This is a genomic window from Pseudoglutamicibacter cumminsii (genome assembly GCF_016907775.1).
In the GTDB taxonomy this organism is placed as follows: Bacteria; Actinomycetota; Actinomycetes; order Actinomycetales; family Micrococcaceae; genus Pseudoglutamicibacter; species Pseudoglutamicibacter cumminsii.
The window spans coordinates 769254-788158 of sequence record NZ_JAFBCO010000001.1 but is presented as its reverse complement, the minus strand read 5'-3'; the positions used below and the strand labels follow the sequence as shown (position 1 = coordinate 788158).

General features: G+C 60.5%; 13 protein-coding genes and 2 pseudogenes. 7 read left to right on the top strand and 8 right to left on the bottom strand.

Translation table 11 applies throughout. The features are described 5' to 3' along the window. Positions 1–16: 16 nt before the first annotated feature. The 6 genes from JOD50_RS03605 to JOD50_RS03580 all read right to left on the bottom strand — a co-directional run bounded on the left by JOD50_RS03605 (position 17) and on the right by JOD50_RS03580 (position 8103). Positions 17–1417: an MFS transporter gene (locus JOD50_RS03605; protein WP_204880435.1), complete on the bottom strand. Its 1401-nt coding sequence runs from the start codon at positions 1415–1417 to the stop codon at positions 17–19. 55 nt (positions 1418–1472) lie between these two features. After that, positions 1473–2984, bottom strand: coding sequence for an acyl-CoA synthetase (locus JOD50_RS03600; RefSeq protein ID WP_204880434.1), 1512 nt, complete (start codon positions 2982–2984; stop codon positions 1473–1475). A 328-nt stretch (positions 2985–3312) separates the two neighbouring features. After that, positions 3313–4473 (bottom strand): 3,4-dihydroxyphenylacetate 2,3-dioxygenase, encoded by a 1161-nt coding sequence (hpaD, locus tag JOD50_RS03595; RefSeq protein WP_204880433.1) that lies wholly within the window; start codon positions 4471–4473, stop codon positions 3313–3315. Positions 4474–4637: 164 nt separating this feature from the next. Continuing rightward, on the bottom strand, positions 4638–5468 hold the full coding sequence (locus JOD50_RS03590) for a hypothetical protein (protein WP_204880432.1): 831 nt from the start codon (positions 5466–5468) through the stop codon (positions 4638–4640). A 273-nt stretch (positions 5469–5741) separates the two neighbouring features. Next, positions 5742–7250: a 5-carboxymethyl-2-hydroxymuconate semialdehyde dehydrogenase gene (hpaE, locus tag JOD50_RS03585; protein WP_204880431.1), complete on the bottom strand. Its 1509-nt coding sequence runs from the start codon at positions 7248–7250 to the stop codon at positions 5742–5744. Positions 7251–7410: 160 nt separating this feature from the next. Then, positions 7411–8103, bottom strand: a complete 693-nt coding sequence (locus JOD50_RS03580) for a GntR family transcriptional regulator (RefSeq protein WP_204880430.1) — start codon at positions 8101–8103, stop codon at positions 7411–7413. A gap of 161 nt (positions 8104–8264) precedes the next feature. Between JOD50_RS03580 and JOD50_RS03575 the strand changes: the two genes are divergently transcribed. The 7 genes and pseudogenes from JOD50_RS03575 (at position 8265) to JOD50_RS03545 (ending at position 17037) form a co-directional block, all read left to right on the top strand. Next, on the top strand, positions 8265–9809 hold the full coding sequence (locus tag JOD50_RS03575) for a fumarylacetoacetate hydrolase family protein (protein WP_204880429.1): 1545 nt from the start codon (positions 8265–8267) through the stop codon (positions 9807–9809). A gap of 11 nt (positions 9810–9820) precedes the next feature. Continuing rightward, entirely contained in the window at positions 9821–10606 is a 786-nt protein-coding gene (locus JOD50_RS03570; RefSeq protein ID WP_204880428.1) for a 2-keto-4-pentenoate hydratase, read from the top strand. Further along, positions 10591–11475 carry an HpcH/HpaI aldolase family protein gene (locus tag JOD50_RS03565; protein ID WP_204880427.1) on the top strand — a complete coding sequence of 295 codons (885 nt, stop codon included), beginning with the start codon at positions 10591–10593 and terminating at the stop codon, positions 11473–11475. Before JOD50_RS03570 ends, JOD50_RS03565 begins: the two co-directional genes overlap by 16 nt. A gap of 290 nt (positions 11476–11765) precedes the next feature. Beyond that, positions 11766–12879, top strand: a pseudogene (locus JOD50_RS03560) (IS3 family transposase). A gap of 991 nt (positions 12880–13870) precedes the next feature. Beyond that, positions 13871–14623: a YiiX/YebB-like N1pC/P60 family cysteine hydrolase gene (locus JOD50_RS03555; protein WP_204880426.1), complete on the top strand. Its 753-nt coding sequence runs from the start codon at positions 13871–13873 to the stop codon at positions 14621–14623. Positions 14624–14697: 74 nt separating this feature from the next. Further along, the gene (locus JOD50_RS03550; RefSeq protein ID WP_204880425.1) at positions 14698–15867 is read left to right on the top strand and encodes a hypothetical protein; all 1170 of its coding nucleotides are present in this window, start codon (positions 14698–14700) and stop codon (positions 15865–15867) included. A 56-nt stretch (positions 15868–15923) separates the two neighbouring features. Continuing rightward, positions 15924–17037: pseudogene (locus JOD50_RS03545) on the top strand (IS3 family transposase). 12 nt (positions 17038–17049) lie between these two features. Here JOD50_RS03545 and JOD50_RS03540 read toward each other — a convergent pair. Continuing rightward, complete coding sequence (locus tag JOD50_RS03540) at positions 17050–17424, bottom strand: GNAT family N-acetyltransferase (protein ID WP_204880424.1); 375 nt, start codon at positions 17422–17424, stop codon at positions 17050–17052. Positions 17425–17576: 152 nt separating this feature from the next. Then, the gene (locus JOD50_RS03535) at positions 17577–18842 is read right to left on the bottom strand and encodes an alpha-hydroxy acid oxidase (RefSeq protein WP_204880423.1); all 1266 of its coding nucleotides are present in this window, start codon (positions 18840–18842) and stop codon (positions 17577–17579) included. Between the last annotated feature and the right edge of the window lie 63 nt (positions 18843–18905).

Below are 18905 nucleotides of genomic sequence, written 5' to 3'. Positions count from 1 at the left end.
GACTTTTCCGCTGTAGTTAGTGCTCGTGGATCAGCAGGTCATGATCCTTCGATTCCCGGGTCAGGAGGATCGCGATGGTGGAGACGGCTGCGATCGCACCGATGAACATGATGACCGGCAGTGTGCTTTCTCCGCCACCGGGCCCGGCGTAGAGCGACGCAACGATCGTTGGGGTGAAGCCGGCACCCAGCAGGGTGGCCAGCTGGTAGCCCAGGGAAGCGCCGGTGTAGCGGGACTCGGTGCCGAACTGTTCCGCGATGAATGCCGCCAGTGGCCCGTAGATCATGCCGTGCAAGGCGAGGGCGATGGTGAACGCTGCGAGGATGACGAGCCAGCTGTCGGAACGAAGCATCGGGAACATCGGGAACAAGAACGCGACGTAGAGCACGAGCCCTGCGATCATCACCGGACGGCGGCCCAGTGCGTCAGAGAGCCGGCCGGAGCCGACGACCATGAAGATGGAGATGACCGAGGCCCACGCAAAGGCGTAGAGGACGTCGGAACGGGCCGTTCCTCCGGCCGCGGAGTAGCCGACGGCGAATGTCGGGAGCAGCACCTGGAGGGCGAAGCCGGCGGCGCCGGCGAACATCGTCAACAAGAGCGCCTTCGGGCGGCGAAGCACTGAGATCAACGGCACCTTTGGCTTTTTCTTGTCCTCAGCCTCAGCCTTGATCATGGCGGCCTGGAAGACCGGGGACTCAGAGACCTTAGAGCGGATGATGAGGCCTACGATCAGCAGCAGGAAGGAGACGAGGAACGGGATGCGCCAGCCCCAGGAGAGGAACTGCTCCTCGGAGAGCAGGGCTGAGACGGCGCCCATCATGAAGGTGCCCAACGCGGCGCCGGATGGAGCGCCGGCATTCGTGAAGGATGCGGCGAATCCACGCTTCTTCGTTTCGGAGTGCTCGAGAGCCATCAGAGCGGCGCCGCCCCACTCACCACCGACCGCGATGCCCTGGAAGATACGCATGATCACCAGGAGCACCACGCCCCAGATGCCGATCATCTCTGCGGAAGGGATCAGGCCGATCGCGGTGGACGCCAGGCCCATGAGGAGCATGGAGAGCACCAGCATCTTCTTGCGGCCGAGCCGGTCGCCGAAGTGGCCGAAGAGCGCCCCGCCCAGCGGGCGGGCGACGTAGCCGGCCGCGAAGGTGCCGAAGGCGGCGATGGATCCAGCCAGAGGGTCCGAAGCCGGGAAGAAAACGTGTGGGAACACGACTGCGGCCGCGGTGGCGTATAGCAGGAAGTCATAGAACTCGATGGTCGAGCCCAGGTAGCTGGAGAGGATGACCTTGCGGGACTCTCGGCGGCGCTCCTCGGGGGAGATGTTCAGCAAGGCATCTACGGTGTCTTGCTTCTCTCCGGCGGATGTGGCCGTGCCGTCGGGCCGGCTCTTAGGGGTGATGCTAGTCATGATGACCTCTGTGTCTCTTGTCTGGGGTGTGGTGGGGGAAGGGGTTCAGGGGTGTTTAGGCGCTCTCGCGCAGCACGGCCTTGCGGATCTTGCCGGTCGTGGTGCGTGGAAGTTCTTCCACGAGCCGCACCTGCCCGGGCACCTTGTACTTGGCTAGCAGCTCGGCCAGCTTGCCGCGGATCTCTTCGGGATCCAACGAGGCGCCGTCCGCAGGGACCACGAAGGCTAGGCCTGACTCGCCCCATCGCTCGTTCGGGACGCCGACGACGGCCGCCTCGGCCACGCCGTCCAGGGAAAGCAGGGCGTTCTCCACCTCTGCGGGGTACACGTTCTCCCCGCCGGAGATGTACATGTCTTTGATGCGGTCCTTGATGGTGAAGTAGCCCTCGTCGTCACGGACAGCGATGTCGCCGGTGTGGTACCAGCCGCCCTCCAGGGCAGCGGCGGAGGCCTCTTCACGGTTCCAGTAGCCCTTCATGACCTGCGGGCCGCGGACCCACACCTCGCCAGCGGTGCCGTTCTCCACGTCCTCGCCGGTGACGGGGTCCACCAGGCGGACCTCGGCGAAGAAGTGTGGGCGGCCTGCAGTCCCGGCGTGGGACAGAGCATCGGAGGCTTCCAGGAGGCAGACGCCGGGGGCGGTCTCAGTCATCCCGAAGCCCTGGACGATCTTCACGCCGCGGTCCTGCCACAGGCGGATGGAGCGTTCCGGCAGCGGGGACCCACCCACCATGACCGAGCGCAGCGAGCTCAGGTCGGCCTCGGCGAAGGCCGGGTCCTGGGAAAGGAAGTCGAGCATTGCGGGAACCATGAAGGACCCCGTGACCTTGGAGCGCGAGATCTCGTCCAACACGTCCTTCGGTCGGAAAGCGCGTTGGATGATGATCCGTCCGCCCATCATGAACGTGGGGATCGTGGTCATGTTCAGCCCGGCGATGTGGAACAGCGGGGCCACGGTCAGCATGACTTCGTCCTGGCGGAGATCGGTGCCGGTGAAGGCGTTCAGGTACTGGAAGGTGAGGTTGCGGTGGGTGAGCATCGCACCCTTAGGTCGGCCCGTGGTGCCGGAGGTGTACATGATGAGGGCGACGTCGTCGTCGTCCACCTCCGCGTCCACAGGCTCTGCGGAACCGGCGGCCAGCACCGCCTCGTAGCGCTCGCCGGGGCCGTCCTCACCCTCCACGGCGATCAGACGCAGGCCGGTGAGGTTGGTGGCCAGGCGCTCGGCCGTGGGTACCTGGTCGTTGCCGTAGACGACGACGGAGGCGCCCGAGTCCTCCACGATGAACTGCACCTCCGCAGGGGACAGCCGCGGGTTCACGAGGACCGAGGTGCCGCCGAGCAGGGTGGTGGCGAAGAAGGTCTCCAGCAGCGCGGGATGGTTGAACCCGACGTAGGCGATCCGGTCCCCGCGGCTGGCACCGCCCGCCACGAGGGCCTGGGCGAGCCGGTCGACGCGGTCGGCGACCTCGCCGTAGGTGCGGGTGGTGCCCTCAAACTCGAAGGCGATGGCTTCTGGGCGGACCCCTGCGCGGCGGCGGGGGTAGGTGCCTACTCCGGTGTTCATGAGGCTGCTCCAAAGGTTGCTCGGGACGGGGATGCTCGGGACGGTCACAGTGTGGCCAACGTCACAAAACTATGGAATGACATTTAGTTGAGATTGTCAATGGTTGATTTTGTCAGGAGATTCGCGTCAGGATGAAGATGGACCCCGTAGGCAGTGGTTCGCGCACCTCTCCGGTGGTCATGGTGTAACAGCCGCACGGCTGACGCATGTCACAAATCGACAAAAAGAAACGCCCCCGCGTGGCCTGCGTAGTTGCAGGCGCCGCGGGGGCGTTTCGTGGTGGTTCTCGCCGGCTTGAAGCCGGGCTTAGATCCGGTTCAGACCCGGTTTAGAGCTGGTTTCCGAGCTTGTATTCGCCCTTCTTCCAGTCCGGCATGTCTTCGTCGTCGCTGCGGGTGTAGGAGAAGCCATCAGCGCCGATCGTGACCTTCATTTCGGACTCGTCGGAGCGTGCAACAACTTCCTGTGGGTTGCCATCGAGGTCGAGCACGAGGGACGCCTCGGTGTACCAGGATGGCACAACTGGGGTGCCCCACCAGTCGCGGCGCTGGTTGTCGTGAACGTCCCAGGTGACAACTGGGTTGTCTGGGTCGCCGGTGTAGTAGTCCTGGGTGTAGATCTCGACGCGGTGGCCGTCTGGGTCACGAAGGTACAGGTAGAACGCGTTGGATACGCCGTGACGGCCTGGGCCGCGCTCGATCGCGTCAGACATGCGCAGCGCGCCGAGCTTGTCGCAGATCGCGAGGATGTTGTGCTTCTCGTGGGTCGAGAACGCGACGTGGTGCATGCGTGGTCCGTCGCCGCCGGTCATCGCGGTGTCGTGCACGGTTGGTTTGCGGCGCATCCATGCTGCGTAGACGGTGCCCTTGTCGTCCTGAATGTCTTCGGTGACGCGGAAACCGAGGTCCTGCATGTACTTCGCGGCGCGTGGAACATCCGGGGTGACCTGGTTGAAGTGGTCCAGACGCACCAGCGCGCCTGGGGTGTAGAGGTCGTAGCGCCATGCGAGGCGCTCAACGTGCTCGACGTCGTAGAAGAACTCGTATGGGAAGCCGAGTGGGTCTTCAACGCGGACCGAATCGCCGATGCCCTTGACGAAGCCGTCCTTCTTACGTTCAACACGGCAACCGAGCTCCTTGTAGAATGCCTCCGCCTTGTCGAGGTCTTCTGGGGAGCGCACGCGGTAGGAGAATGCGGCAACAGCGGCGACATCGCCCTTGCGCAGCACCAGGTTGTGGTGGATGAACTCTTCCATCGAGCGCAGGTAGATGGCGTTCTCGTCTTCTTCCGTGACCACGAGGCCCAGGACGTCCACATAGAATTCGCGGGACTTGGCAAGGTCAGTGACCACAATCTCCATGTAGGCGCAACGCAGCACATCTGGCGCTTCTGCCTTAGGGGTTGGGATCGGGTTGTCGGTCTTGACTGGACCTTCCTGGCCTACGTAAAAGCCGGACGAGGTCTTCTGGCGGTTCACCAGGTTGCTCATGTTTGTCCTCCTGAGTTTGAGGTGGTGTGCGCTGGAGCACGTTCCCTTATCTCAAATCGTATATGATCCGGCGTTGGTAGGGAAGCATGAGCAGAGAAAAACTAGCCGCCGCATGATTATTCCGATGCGGTAGTTGCGTTGGCCGCGCACGCCTGCCTGTACCGCTAGTCTCGCCAGCGGACGGCGCCGGTGAACATGCCCGGCTTATCTGGTGGCGGGCCGATGTGGCCTCGCCGCTTCGCCCATGCAAGCCACGCAAGCGACGCCGCGTAGGCCGCTAAGCCGCCCAGCGCAATCGGCAACCAGAGCGCTACCGCCGCATCCGCATCGGCGAACTCTTCGTTGAACTTGTGCCACCCCAGAAAGAGGCCACCGATCAAGGTAACGACGACGCCCGGTATGCCAAGAATGAGTCCGAGCGCGATCGTTTTCCGGCGGGCCGACATGATGAGCAAGTAAAGCATCCACGCGGTCGGCCACGTAGCCATCGAAACGGTATAGAGAACGAAAGCCAGCCACGCCGCACCGTTCTCCGGGATGAGTGCCACGAGCGAACCCAGTGCATGCTGTTCGCGGTGCATGTTCGCGCCAATGAACGCGCATATAGCCATGACCACAACACCGAGGGCCTGCGAGATCACCAGCAACGGGATGTAGCGGGGACTCTGCACAATGAAGTTTTGGTCCTTCACACCAGTAGCACGGTTATACACGACGTAACAGCCCTGGAGCCCCGCCCATGCTACGAGGATGTAGGCAGGCTCGACCACGCTCCCGCTGCGCGTGTGGACGCCACCGAACCCGCCGCCCCACACGAATCCCAGCATCGTCAGGCCGGACAAGACCTGAAGCACAAGCATCTTGACTATTGCTTTATCCCAGCTGAACTCGGCCCATGCCTTGGCTAGCTTGGGCGATGGTGGTTCCGGCGGCCCACCCGGTGGTCCCGAGGGCGGCCCCGGTGGTGGTGACGGCGGCTGGTGTGTAGGTGCCATGAACCTTGTCTACCAAAGATGCAGCGAGCTGAACAGGCCGCGCCGGCTTGGGCTGGAACGTTCCAGGCCGCTCACGCAGGCCGCGCTGGCCACCGCATCGTGCAATGTCACCCCAACCACCGCATCGTGCGCTAAAAAGACCTGCCGCCTGCCGCGGCCGACTGAAAAGTCGGGTCCGCAGCAAGCGGCAGCCAGGCTAGATACCCGTTGCTAGGTACCAGGGGCCGGTCACGGTGCAGGGGCGCCCTGCAGGGTCACCGGCCGGGGCAGGTTTTAGTTTTCCTGCTTACCGAAAACTGGGTTGTGTACCTTGCCGAGGTTGATGTGGACGGCCTGCTGATCGGTGTAGAAGTCGATCGAGCGGTAGCCGCCTTCGTGGCCGAGGCCGGAGGCCTTGACGCCACCGAATGGGGTGCGCAGGTCACGAACGTTGTTCGAGTTCAGCCACACCATGCCGGCTTCAACGTTCTGAGCGAAGTTGTGTGCACGCTTCAGATCGTTGGTCCAGATGTATGCGGCGAGGCCGTACTTGGTGTTGTTCGCGAGCTCGAGCGCTTCCTCTTCGGTGTCGAACGGGGTGATCGCAACGACTGGGCCGAAGATCTCTTCCTGGAAGATGCGGGCGTCAGGGGAGACGTCAGCGAAAACGGTCGGCTGAACGAAGTTGCCCTCAGAGAACTCTTCAGGGCGGCCGCCACCAGCTACGAGGCGAGCTTCTTCCTTACCGATTTCGACGTAGGACATGACCTTCTCGAAGTGCTCAGGGTGCACAATCGCGCCGACCTCGGTGGTCTCATCCGACGGCAGGCCAACCTTGACGCGCTTAGCCTGTGCCGCGTAACGCTCCACGAACTCGTCGTAGATGCTGCGCTGAACCAGGATGCGGGAACCTGCGGTGCAGCGCTCGCCGTTGAGGGAGAACACACCGAAGATGGTTGCGTCGATCGCGGTCTCGAGGTCTGCATCCTCGAAGACGACGGCTGGGGACTTGCCGCCGAGCTCCATCGAAAGGCCCTTGAGGAACGGCGCGGCGTTGCCGAAGATGATCTGGCCGGTCTTGGATTCACCGGTGAAGGAGATCAGCGGAACGTCTGGGTGCTTGACGAGTGAATCGCCCGCGAAGCCCTCTTCGCCGTAGCCGTGAACCATGTTGAACACGCCTGCTGGCAGGCCAGCTTCCTCGAAGATGCCTGGCCACAGCGATGCGGAAAGCGGCGTGAACTCTGCCGGCTTGAGCACCACGGTGTTACCGGTTGCGATCGCTGGCGCGAGCTTCCACGATTCGAGCATGAACGGGGTGTTCCACGGCGTGATCAGGCCGGCAACGCCGATTGGCTTGCGGTTGACGTAGTTGATCTGACGGCCTGGAACCTTGAACGTGTCATCGTGTTGGGCAACGATCAGGTCAGCGAAGAACCGGAAGTTCTCAGCCGCACGGTGCGCCTGGCCGCGTGCCTGGGAGATCGGCAGGCCGGTGTCGAAGCACTCCATCGCTGCGAGTTCGTCCGCGCGGGTCTCCACGACGTCCGCGATCTTGTGCAGGATGCGGGAACGCTGGCGCGGAAGCATGGTTGGCCATGGACCGTTTTCGAAAGCGTCCTTCGCGGCGGCAACCGCAGCATCGATATCTGCGACCTTGCCGGAGGAAGCCTTGATGTAGGCCTCGTTGGTGACTGGGTTGAGGACGTCGAAGGTGTCGCCGTCGATAGAGTCAACCCACTTGCCGCCGATGTAGTGGCGGATCTGATCTGGAAGGTTCTCCGGGACTGCTTGCTGTGCCATATGTGTGAAGCTCCTCAATCCGGTAGTGGTCCGGTGGCCGGTGTGGTCGCACGTCGTGGCGCTGGCTTTGATGCCTGCGTGGCCGCGCGGGCCGGGTTGTTGGTGGGTTGGTGCCCACTTATGTGTAATCGTATACGATCCGCGGGGGCATGGAAAGGGTTTAAATGGACGACGGCGGGCGCCCCATGGCCTCAAGGTATGCGTTGAGCGTGTGCATGCGGTGGGCGCGGGCCAACGCCTCGATGTCGGTAGCAGGCTTCTTGGCGGCGATCGCTTCGATCAGCTCCGCATGCTCAACGACGGATTCGTGCGCGCGAGCCGGGATCGAATCGAAACTCGAAACCCTGATCGCATCCATCCGCGTCCAACCGCGGTGCACCAAATCCAGCAGGTGAGTGTTCGGGCAATCCGAATACAGCAACGCATGCAGCTCAGTGTTCAGGCGCGTGAACTCGGCCGGATCAAAATCAGCTAGCAACGCACGCATCTGTTCATTCAAGTCCCGGGCGGCCTGCACATCGGAAGCTGAAATGTGCTCCGCAGCCAACGCGGTGGCGGTGCCCTCCAGGACCGCGAGCGTCTGCATCGTGTTGAGGTACAGCTCCGTATCAACCTCAGCGACCGTAGCGCCCTTATTGCGAGTGAACTCGACGAGCCCCTCAGCTTCCAGGCGGCGGATCGCCTCCCGCACCGGAACCACGGAGCACTTCAACTCATCGGCGATGGTCTGCAAAACCAAGCGATAACCCGGCTCATACGTGCGGTCCAAGATGCGTTCACGCACGGCATCGTAGGCGGCCTGGGACTTCGATGTGGTCCTGGGGCGGCGCTTCGGCTTATGTGCGGAGGTCATATACGGATCGTATACGAGAGTGGGAGGTCAGTTCCGGAATTCACAGCGGCCGATGCGGTGCTTGCTTATACACATTTCTTATGTAGCAGGTCACAGCGGCAGTCAAAACGTATACGATGAGGAATGAGACCGGCGCATTCAACAGGGGCGCATTAGCACGAATGTCACTAGGAGTGTCAGTAGGAGTGTCAGTGTTCAGCACAACTAACCAGCCCATCGAAGTAACCCAGGACGTTCTGGACAATATCGGCAAGGTCATTGCCGTTCACCTGGCATATTCGTCCCGCGCCGAACAGCGCGGCCGTACCCCTAAGTACCCTTCCTACTTCATGAAGGCCACCTCCTCGCTCGCCTTGACTGGGGAGACCGTGGAACGCCCAGCGGATACCGAACTGCTGCAGTTCGAAGGCGAGATCGCGCTCGTAATCGGCAAGGAAGCCCGCCGCATCACCCCTAACGAAGGCTGGGCGCACGTCGGCTGGATCACCGCTTCCAATGACATCGGTATTCAGGACATCAAGTACGCCGACAAGGGCTCCAACGTCCGCTCCAAGTCCGGCGACGGCTACACGCCACTCGGCCCGGTCATGATCCCTGCCGAGAACCTTGACCCGATGCACCTGCGCGTGATCACCAAGCTCAACGGTGAAACCGTCCAGGACGCCACCACGCAGGAGCTGCTGTTCTCGTTCGGTCAGATCGTGGCTGACTTGTCCCAGCAGATGACGCTCAAGCCAGGCGATGTGATCCTCACCGGAACCCCAGCGGGTTCCTCCGTTTTCAAGCCGGAAGACGTCGTGACCGTTGAAGTTCAGGCCGGCGAGCAGTCCACTGGCGAATTGCGCACCACCGCGGTCCAGGGCACTGAAGGCTTCAAGGACTTCGGCAACCCGACCAAGGTCACTGACGCTGACCGCATCGACGCATGGGGCGACGCGGAAGCCGCAGGCCTTGCGGATGCCGCGGCCGATGCTGATGCTGCAACCGAGGCCGACCCACTCACCGATGAGGTCCGCGCCAAGCTCATGGCATCCGCGACCGCAACCCTCTCCTCCTCGGTCAAGGCGGCAGGTATCGAGGCGTGCACCATCGCGGGCCTCACCGCCACCCACGGAACCCAGAAGATCGTAGGCCGTGCACGTACCTTGCGCATGATCCCGTTGCGTCAGGACCTGTTCAAGCAGCACGGTGGCGGCTACAACACCCAGAAGCAGATGTTCGACGACCTCACGGAAGGCGAGATCCTCGTCATCGAGGGCCGCGGCGAACAAGGTGCCGCAACTCTCGGCGACATCCTCGCAACCCGCGCCAAGCTCCTCGGCGCTGCAGGCATCGTGACCGACGGCGCAGTCCGCGACCTCTCCGAGGTTGCTGAAGCTGACATCCCGACCTTCCACAACGGTGCGCACCCATCTGTGCTGGGTCGCAAGCACGTCCCGTGGACCATGGACGAAACCGTCGCATGCGGCGGTGCCGCTGTGCAGCCAGGCGACATCATCGTCGCTGACTCCAACGGCATCGTCGTGATCCCACCAGCAGTGGTGGAGCAGGTAGCCGACCACGCATTCAAGACCGAAATCCAAGACGAATGGGTCATGGAACGCGTCAAGGAAGGCAACCCGATCGAAGGCCTCTTCCCACCAACCGGTGAATGGAATGTCAAGTTCGAGGAATACCTCGCAAACCGCGAAAACGAGCTGAACTAAGGAGCGAACACATGCTGGATGAAACCACCCGCGTGAAAATCGCCGACGAACTCGTCACCGCCGGCGAAACCAAAGTTCCCGTTCCGCTACTGACCAAACGCTACCCGGACATGGAGATCGCAGACTCCTACGCGATCCAGCGGATCTGGCGCCAGCGCGGCGAAGAAAAAGGCCGCGTTGTGGCCGGCCACAAGATCGGCCTGACCTCCAAAGCCATGCAGTATGCGACCGGCATCTCCGAACCGGACTACGGCGTGATCTTCAAAGACATGGTGCTCGAATCCGGCTCGAAGCTGGAATGGGACATCTACACCAAGCCGCGCGTTGAGATGGAACTTGCGTTCAAACTCAAAGACGACGTGAGCGGCCCGGACGCCGACATCTTCGACGTGTTGCGCGCAACCGAATACGTTGTGCCAGCCCTGGAAATCCTCGACGCCCGCGTCGAAATGGAAGGCCGCACCATCGTCGACACCATCGCAGACAACGCCGCGATGGGCGTCATGGTGGTCGGTGGACGCCCGGTCCGCCCGGACGAGCACGACCTGCGTTGGCTCGGCGGCCTGCTGTACAAGAACCAGGAAATCGAAGAGACAGGCCTCGGTGGCGGCGTGCTCGGACACCCAGCGAACGGCGTTCACTGGCTCGCTAATCGCCTCCACGAACACGACGAAGTCTTGCGTGCGGGCCAGATCATCCTCGCTGGTTCCTTCACCCGCCCAATGTGGGTAGACAAGGGCGACACCGTGATGGCCGACTACGGTCCACTAGGGGTTGTGACATGCCAGTTCGTCTAAACCACACCGAACGCAGCTTCAAACACCTCTTCACGCAGCCGAGCATGGCCGATCAGCCACGCGGCCGCGCTGACGGGGTCGCTGGCCCGGTCGTCGGTATGTTCGTCGCGTCCGGGGACCCGACCGCCGCGGAAATCTGCGCGGGTGCGGGCTTCGACTACCTGTTGCTCGACGCTGAGCACGGCCCGTTCTACCTCGAAGGCCTCATCAGCCAGCTGCGCGCGATCGCCGCCTACCCGAGCTTGTCAGTGGTCCGCGTCCCACGCAACGACGCCGCGATCATCAAGCAGGTCCTGGATGCCGGCGCGACCAGCATCATGGTTCCGATGGTTCACACGGTCGAGGACGCACGTGCGGCCGCCGCTGCGATGAAGTACCCACAGCCAGGCGGAGCAGGTGCCGCCGGTTCTGCGGTTGAAGGTGTGCGCGGGGTTGGTTCCGCACTCGCACGTTCGGCGCGATGGGGCCGCGTGCCTCAGTACCTGACGCGGGCGCACGAGATCGTGAGCCTCATCGTCCAGGCCGAATCTGCCGAAGCCGTGCGCAATGCAGATAGGATCGCGGCGGTTGACGGTGTGGATGCGGTCTTCCTGGGTCCATCCGATCTCGCGGCATCCATGGGATACCTCGGCCAGCAGACCCACCCTGAGGTGGTTGGGGCCGTCAAGGAGGTTATCTCCAAGGTGCGGGACGCCGGCAAGATTGTGGGCGTCAACGCGTTCGACCCGAACCAGGCACGCGACTACCTCGACGCAGGAGCGCACTTCGTCAACGTCGGCGCTGACGTGAGCATCCTCGCCCGCGGAACGGAAAACCTCGCGAACGAATTCATGCCCACCAAATGCGACGACAACCTCGAATCCTACTGAGGTGCCTCGTTAGTGCAATCGGGGCGGGACACCAACCGGTGTCCCGCCCCCGCTGTTTTCCCCGGGACTGCGGGTCCGGGAAAGCAATAACCCCGGTGATATGCGTCTGAAACGCAGGGATCGCTCCGGGGCTTTCAGTTTCAACCGTACCAGCATCAGCCTTCTGGCTAGAGCGTGTCTTCCATATGCGTGGAGGGCATCGCCTACCGGTTCCGGACCGGGACCCCGTGGCGTGATGAAGCGCCCTGGGTTTGGTGGAGGCTCCAGAGTTATGGAACGAGAATGGAGCCATGGTCCAACACAAGAACAAGGGACGCCGCTATTCCACTGAGGAGAAGGCTGCGGCGGTCCGGATGGTGTGAACGCTCCGCGCCGAGCTCGGTACGGGCCAAGGAACGACCTCGCGGGTGGCTGAGCAACTCGGTTATGGTGTTGAGTCAGTGCGCCCTGGGTGCCTCAAGCTGGCATCGATGACGGTGTGAAAGCTGGGGTGAGGACCGACGAGCAGACACGTATGCGAGAACTTGAACAAGAGGTGCGTGAACTCAAGCGCGCGAATGAAATCTTGAAAGTCTACGTATTACGCCGCGAACGGCAGGCCGGTATCAGCCCGGCAGATCAGGGACGCGGAGGTCGCGCCGCGGCTACTCGAGCTCTGGGAATCAAACTACTCGGTCTATGGGGTGCGTAAGCTGCTGGAAAGCAGCCCAGCGATCGGGTATCGATATCGGTCGTGACCAAGTCGCGAGACTGATGAAAATCCTTCAGATTGAAGGGGTGCGGCGCGAGAAACGGGTCAAGACCACGAAGTCTGACCCGAGGATGCCGAGGCATCCCGACCTCGTGAACCGGGTATTCAGGGCGGATGCGCCAAACCAGTTGTGGGTGACAGATCTGACGTTCGTGCCCACCTGGCAGGGAGTCGCTTACCTCTGCTTCATCATCGACGCGTTCAGCCGCATGATTGTGGGCTGGCGATGTGCATCGAGCATGAAGACCGAGACGGTGCTCGACGCGATCGAGATGGCCCGCTGGTCACGCGGCAGGCACCTCCCAGACCTGCGCTGCCATAGCGATGCGGGCAGTCAATTCACGTCCATTCGTTACGGTGAGCGTCTTGCCGAAATCGGGGCGACGCCCTCGATCGGGACCGTTGGCGACAGCTATGACAATGCTCTCGCTGAGACGGTGAACGGCTACGACAAGGCCGAGTTGGTGCGCGGGCCAGCGAAGTCGGGGCCGTGGAAAACGATCGATGATCTCGAACTCGCGACATTGGGATGGGTGCACTGGCACAACACGCAGCGGCTGCACGGCTACCTCGGGGATGTGCCTCCGCTCGAGCATGAAGAAAAGTCCTATGCTGGGGTTACCAGCGCCAAAGAACTGGTAGAAATCAAATGAGCTGAGTCTCCACTAAACCCAGGGCGCTTCATTGTTCTCTCCGGCGCAGGTCCATGACGGGTCCTGGGAGCAGGTTTGGCAGGTGCGGCAGCAGGCTTTGGAAGATTACTACCGGAAGCATCCAGCACGTTTTCACCGGGATCCGGTCACTCCTGCGCCTGCAGGAATTGTTGGAATCAACCTGCCGTCAGAAGACGCAGGAGCTGCGTTGCAGGCTGCTTAGTGACTCCACACAGCTTGACATTTTTCGGTCGAGGTAGATTGATGCTTATTAGATAAGTGGATAATTCAGCAGAGAGCGTTTTCTACTTCGAGCGATGTTTCCCCAGGGCGCGATAGATCATGCTGCGGCTAACGCCCAGAACTTCACCGATCTGCGCCACAGTCATGTCGCGCTGTTCAAAGAGTCTTCTTGCGGCGCGCAGTGTGTCAGGCGAGAGAGGTGTGGGTCGTCCGCCGGCGTTGGTACGTTCGGGGACGGGGGTCTCGTTCCAACTCCGCGAGGGAGGCGATGATACTGAATACGAGTCTTCCGCCCGAAGGGCTGGTGTCGATGTTCTCTTACAGGGACTCGAACTCGGAAAATCTGTTGAGTTCTCAACCCTCGAGGATTCTCGACCACCCCGGCAGATAGGTGTGTCATAAACGACCGTTTTTGAGATTAGTGCATGGGTGGGTATCACGCGTATTTGGTTGGAGCGCGTAGCTGAAGGTTCTTGCTGGTGGTTTTGTCTCGGGCGTCGGTGGGGTTGGTTTGAAGTCTGACGTGAACATATATAAAAATCTGTGAAAAATTTACCAAAGAGTCTTCCGTGGTGACGTGCTTAACGCTAGGATCATTTTATCCACTGATCTGAAATATTATTTCTCTTCAGATCAAGGATCTTTTTCGTTGAACGTGCGTCGGATGCGCTATGCATTTTTGTGCTTCTTTATGTTCATGTTTGACGGGTTACTTGGATCATTACTGCTACGTGCTAGGGGTTGTGTTTTGAAAAAACGTCATATGTTCGCGGGAATCGCAGCTTCGAGCATGCTGGTCATTGGTTCGGCTATGCCGGCGTTGGCTGATACGGGAAACGGTTCTTTGAATGAGCTGGCAAGTCTCAATCCTGGAACCTCGGTCACCGAGCTGAGAGATTCGCTGGGTAAGTTCGCACAGGATGAAGGAATCAGTTTGGACGAAGCCGTTAATCGGGCTTTGTCCGAGAGTAAGGCTTCGGTGCGGGAAGCGAAATCGGTCGATTCTCTGGCTAATCGAAGCGTTGCTTCGGCCCGCAGCAGTAGCGGGGGCAGCGGTACCGTTACCTTGGGTCCTGCGAAGCGTAAGGGTGATATTTTCGTCTCTCCTGCTTCGACGTTTTTCGTTCGGCATGGCCACACAGGCATTTACTACTCAACCGCAACCATCGTGGAAGCTCCCGGGGCCGGAAAGAAGAGCCGATCCATCGCAGCCAACAAGGTGCAGGTAGGCAAGGGCGCGGTGAAGCAGTACGTTAGGACTACATCGACCAATAGAGGTAAGGCTGCTAACTATGCCTTCAACAAATTGCGCGGCAAGGGATATAACTTCAATTTTGCCGTGAACAAGTCGACGACCGGTTCGACGATGAATTGTTCGCAGTTGGTGTGGGCGGCCTACAAGGCGGCGACGGGGATTGATCTGGACGGCAACGGAGGTCCGGGCGTTTATCCTTACAACATTAAGGATTCCTCAAAGACAGTGACGTACAAGACCCTCTAAACGTACTGGAAAACTAGTATTTGGGCCGGCCTAAGATTGGGCCGGCCCAAACTCTGTATCAGAATGGAACACTCATGATTCACGGACGTCGTATCATCACCGCAGCGGCAGTGTCGGCCACTGTTTTTACCCTGGTTAGCTGTTCACCAGCTGATCCCTCATCCCAAAAAACCAAGGCTCTAGGCGAGGCCGCGTACGCACTGTGCTTCAGTGCTCAGAGCCGTGACATGGATGGGAAAAGCCTAGACGGAAAGGTTTTGCTGGTAAACGACGATGGTGCTTTTTCAGAAGTGCAGACCTGGGGCATGGACATGTGCTCGATAGCGTGGACTGAGAAGGGGTTGTTCTTCAGTGATATGAAGACCGACTATTTATTAGATGGTAACGGCATGAAGAGTTTTGAGAATGCAAAAACGGACAGCCAATACGCCATGCTTGCCACCACGCCGGATACTGTAGTGGGACTTTATAATCTGGGCTTCAGCGACGTCGGGTATACGACTCAGGTTGTGACCACCACCAGTTCCGGAAGCTCTCTAGCCGAAGTTGAAGGTAGCTATTTCATTGCTGCTCAGTGCGAGGGGAAGGTCTTCGGGATAGGTTTGGCTACCGGTCCATATTCGAAGACGGGTGATCCTGATACAGAGCCCATGGTTCTCAGCCAATTAACTGGCACGAACAATGGCAAGGAGAAAGTTGTCGGCAGCAGTACTCAGGCTAGAGAGGGCCAGGTACTCAATGATGCGCCATGCCTTAATGGAAAGATCTACTACATCTCTGACGAGAGACGAGGTGGATTGGATGTTCCTGCTAAGCCCGTTTTATCGATTTGGGACACCAAGACCGGTAAGTATGAGAGCAAGGCCCTGAGCTCAGATGAAGTGACCGAGCCTTTGATCAGTGAAGATGGTACAGACCTTCCTCAAGTAACCCGTCAGTCGCTGAAGGACGGAAAGCTTGAGTGGTACGGGGTTAAGGATTCGATCATGTCCACGGACATCAAGACGGGACATACGGAACGCAAATTTAGCGTTGAAGGATATAGCGATAATTCCGCTTCATCCGTGGCGATCTTCACTGATACTGAGGTTGTCGTCATGGCAGATAATAATGATGGTTCTCCGTACAGAATTTTGCGTTATGACCGGTCCACCGGCGAAGAAGTGGGGCGGGTCGTGCTGGATGACGATCCGGCAAAGCTCAGTAGCGGTCTCTTCTTTAGGGGATTTGCAGTGAGGCCGTAAAGTGAAGCGCCCTGGGTTTGGTGGAGGCTCCAGAGTTATGGAACGAGAATGGAGCCATGGTCCAACACAAGAACAAGGGACGCCGCTATTCCACTGAGGAGAAGGCTGCGGCGGTCCGGATGGTGTGAACGCTCCGCGCCGAGCTCGGTACGAGCCAAGGAACGACCTCGCGGGTGGCTGAGCAACTCGGTTATGGTGTTGAGTCAGTGCGCCCTGGGTGCCTCAAGCTGGCATCGATGACGGTGTGAAAGCTGGGGTGAGGACCGACGAGCAGACACGTATGCGAGAACTTGAACAAGAGGTGCGTGAACTCAAGCGCGCGAATGAAATCTTGAAAGTCTACGTATTACGCCGCGAACGGCAGGCCGGTATCAGCCCGGCAGATCAGGGACGCGGAGGTCGCGCCGCGGCTACTCGAGCTCTGGGAATCAAACTACTCGGTCTATGGGGTGCGTAAGCTGCTGGAAAGCAGCCCAGCGATCGGGTATCGATATCGGTCGTGACCAAGTCGCGAGACTGATGAAAATCCTTCAGATTGAAGGGGTGCGGCGCGAGAAACGGGTCAAGACCACGAAGTCTGACCCGAGGATGCCGAGGCATCCCGACCTCGTGAACCGGGTATTCAGGGCGGATGCGCCAAACCAGTTGTGGGTGACAGATCTGACGTTCGTGCCCACCTGGCAGGGAGTCGCTTACCTCTGCTTCATCATCGACGCGTTCAGCCGCATGATTGTGGGCTGGCGATGTGCATCGAGCATGAAGACCGAGACGGTGCTCGACGCGATCGAGATGGCCCGCTGGTCACGCGGCAGGCACCTCCCAGACCTGCGCTGCCATAGCGATGCGGGCAGTCAATTCACGTCCATTCGTTACGGTGAGCGTCTTGCCGAAATCGGGGCGACGCCCTCGATCGGGACCGTTGGCGACAGCTATGACAATGCTCTCGCTGAGACGGTGAACGGCTACGACAAGGCCGAGTTGGTGCGCGGGCCAGCGAAGTCGGGGCCGTGGAAAACGATCGATGATCTCGAACTCGCGACATTGGGATGGGTGCACTGGCACAACACGCAGCGGCTGCACGGCTACCTCGGGGATGTGCCTCCGCTCGAGCATGAAGAAAAGTCCTATGCTGGGGTTACCAGCGCCAAAGAACTGGTAGAAATCAAATGAGCTGAGTCTCCACTAAACCCAGGGCGCTTCACCCCACTGCACGGCTCGCTCCACGACACCGTCGTGCAGCTGTCTGCCGATACCTCGTCCGCGATGCGCGCCATGCACCACCAGGAGGCCGACGTGAGCGACACGAGATCGAGGCCATCCATGAAGAACATCCGCGAACCCGAGGAGCCGGCCAGAGTCTTCGCTCCACAGGCCAAGGTCGAGCTTGCACCGAGGGTCAAGGCCTCGAGGAAGAGCCTCAAGCACGTCATGGCCGTCCGATGGTCCAGGGGCGCTGCCCGTGATACGGCGGGAGTAGTCCGGAGCGGACTCCAAAAGTGATTGAAGGGCCTCAACATCGCGGTCCCGCTCGGGACTCAACTCTCTCAACGCGGCCACATCGCAATATCCTACGCCCTTGAGAACGCTTAATGGGAGACACGTCCTGGGTGGAACGAGTCGGGGCGGGACACCAACCGGTGTCCCGCCCCGAGTCGTTCCTAGCTGGAGCTGTGCTGCTGAATCAGCTCGCCGCAGCTAGCTCCTTAGTTTCAGAGCAAGCCCTCGGCGGCCTCCACCGCATCGTTCTTGACAGGTGCCAGGCGCTGAAGCTGGGTCACGTGGCGAGGCTCGAGCTCCTCAACCGAAGAAACGCCCAGCAGCGTCATGGTGCGCTCAACCTCGGTGCGCAGAATCTCGATGGTGCGGTCAACACCCTCGCGGCCACCAGCCATCAGGCCGTAGAGGTAAGCGCGGCCGATCAGGGTGAACTTAGCGCCCAAAGCCATCGACGCCACGATGTCGGCACCAGTGCGGATACCGGTGTCGATCATGACGGTCGCATCCTTGCCGACCTCACGCACAACCTTCGGCAGCAACTGGAACGGAACCGGTGCGCGGTCCAGCTGACGGCCACCGTGGTTAGACAGAACCAGGCCATCCACACCGTGGTCCAGCAGGCGGTGGGAATCCTCAACCGTCTGAACGCCCTTGACCACAATCTTGCCTGGCCACATTTCACGAATAACCTTGAGGTCCTCGTAGGAAATGGTCGGGTCCATCGCAGAGTTCAACAGCTCACCCACGGTGCCGCCAGTCGACGACAGCGAAGCGAACTCGAGCTTAGGGGTGGTCAGGAAGTCGATCCACCACCACGGGCGAGGGATCGCGTTCAACACGGTCCCCAAACTGATCTGCGGCGGGATCGAGAAGCCGTTACGGGAGTCACGCAAACGGTGACCAGCAATCGGGGTGTCGACCGTGAACATGAGAGTGTCGAACCCGGCCCTAGCGGCGCGCTCAACCAAGCCGTACGAGATTTCACGGTCCCGCATCACATAGAGCTGGAACCAGTTACGGCCGTGAGGGTTCGCCTTCTTGACGTCCTCAATCGAAGCCGTACCCAGCGTCGAAAGCGTAAACGGAATACCAGCGGCACCAGCGGCGGCTGCACCAGCGTGCTCGCCTTCGGTCTGCATCAGGCGGGTGAAACCGGTTGGTGCAATACCGAATGGAAGTGCGGAGCTGCCACCGAGGATCTCCACCGAGGTGTCAACATGTTCAGCTGGTTTGAGGATGTCCGGATGGAATTCCACGTCCCGGAACGCCTGCTCAGCGCGGTGCATACTGATCTCTTCCTCAGCGCCACCATCGGTGTAGTCGAATGCGGCGGCCGGGGTGCGGCGCTTAGCGATCTTCCGCAGGTCGCTCACGGTCAGCGCGTTGCTGAGGCGGCGCTTCTTAGGGTTAAGCTCGGGCTTCTTGAACTTCAGAAGATCAAAAATCTCGACCGGATTGGGGAGCTGACGGCGAATCAACGCTCTTCCTTTCTCTGAATCAATGCGGCAGGTAAGTACGTGTCGCTCGGGTAATGGTCAGGT

What these genes read in the sequence shown, in the direction of transcription:
- JOD50_RS03580 (WP_204880430.1), bottom strand. Translation starts at nt 8,103, where the DNA reads ATGACCTCCGCACATAAGCCGAAGCGCCGCCCCAGGACCACATCGAAG.
- JOD50_RS03605 (WP_204880435.1), bottom strand. Translation starts at nt 1,417, where the DNA reads ATGACTAGCATCACCCCTAAGAGCCGGCCCGACGGCACGGCCACATCC.
- JOD50_RS03575 (WP_204880429.1), top strand. Translation starts at nt 8,265, where the DNA reads ATGTCACTAGGAGTGTCAGTAGGAGTGTCAGTGTTCAGCACAACTAAC.
- JOD50_RS03570 (WP_204880428.1), top strand. Translation starts at nt 9,821, where the DNA reads ATGCTGGATGAAACCACCCGCGTGAAAATCGCCGACGAACTCGTCACC.
- JOD50_RS03590 (WP_204880432.1), bottom strand. Translation starts at nt 5,468, where the DNA reads ATGGCACCTACACACCAGCCGCCGTCACCACCACCGGGGCCGCCCTCG.
- JOD50_RS03550 (WP_204880425.1), top strand. Translation starts at nt 14,698, where the DNA reads ATGATTCACGGACGTCGTATCATCACCGCAGCGGCAGTGTCGGCCACT.
- hpaD (WP_204880433.1), bottom strand. Translation starts at nt 4,473, where the DNA reads ATGAGCAACCTGGTGAACCGCCAGAAGACCTCGTCCGGCTTTTACGTA.
- hpaE (WP_204880431.1), bottom strand. Translation starts at nt 7,250, where the DNA reads ATGGCACAGCAAGCAGTCCCGGAGAACCTTCCAGATCAGATCCGCCAC.
- JOD50_RS03600 (WP_204880434.1), bottom strand. Translation starts at nt 2,984, where the DNA reads ATGAACACCGGAGTAGGCACCTACCCCCGCCGCCGCGCAGGGGTCCGC.
- JOD50_RS03565 (WP_204880427.1), top strand. Translation starts at nt 10,591, where the DNA reads ATGCCAGTTCGTCTAAACCACACCGAACGCAGCTTCAAACACCTCTTC.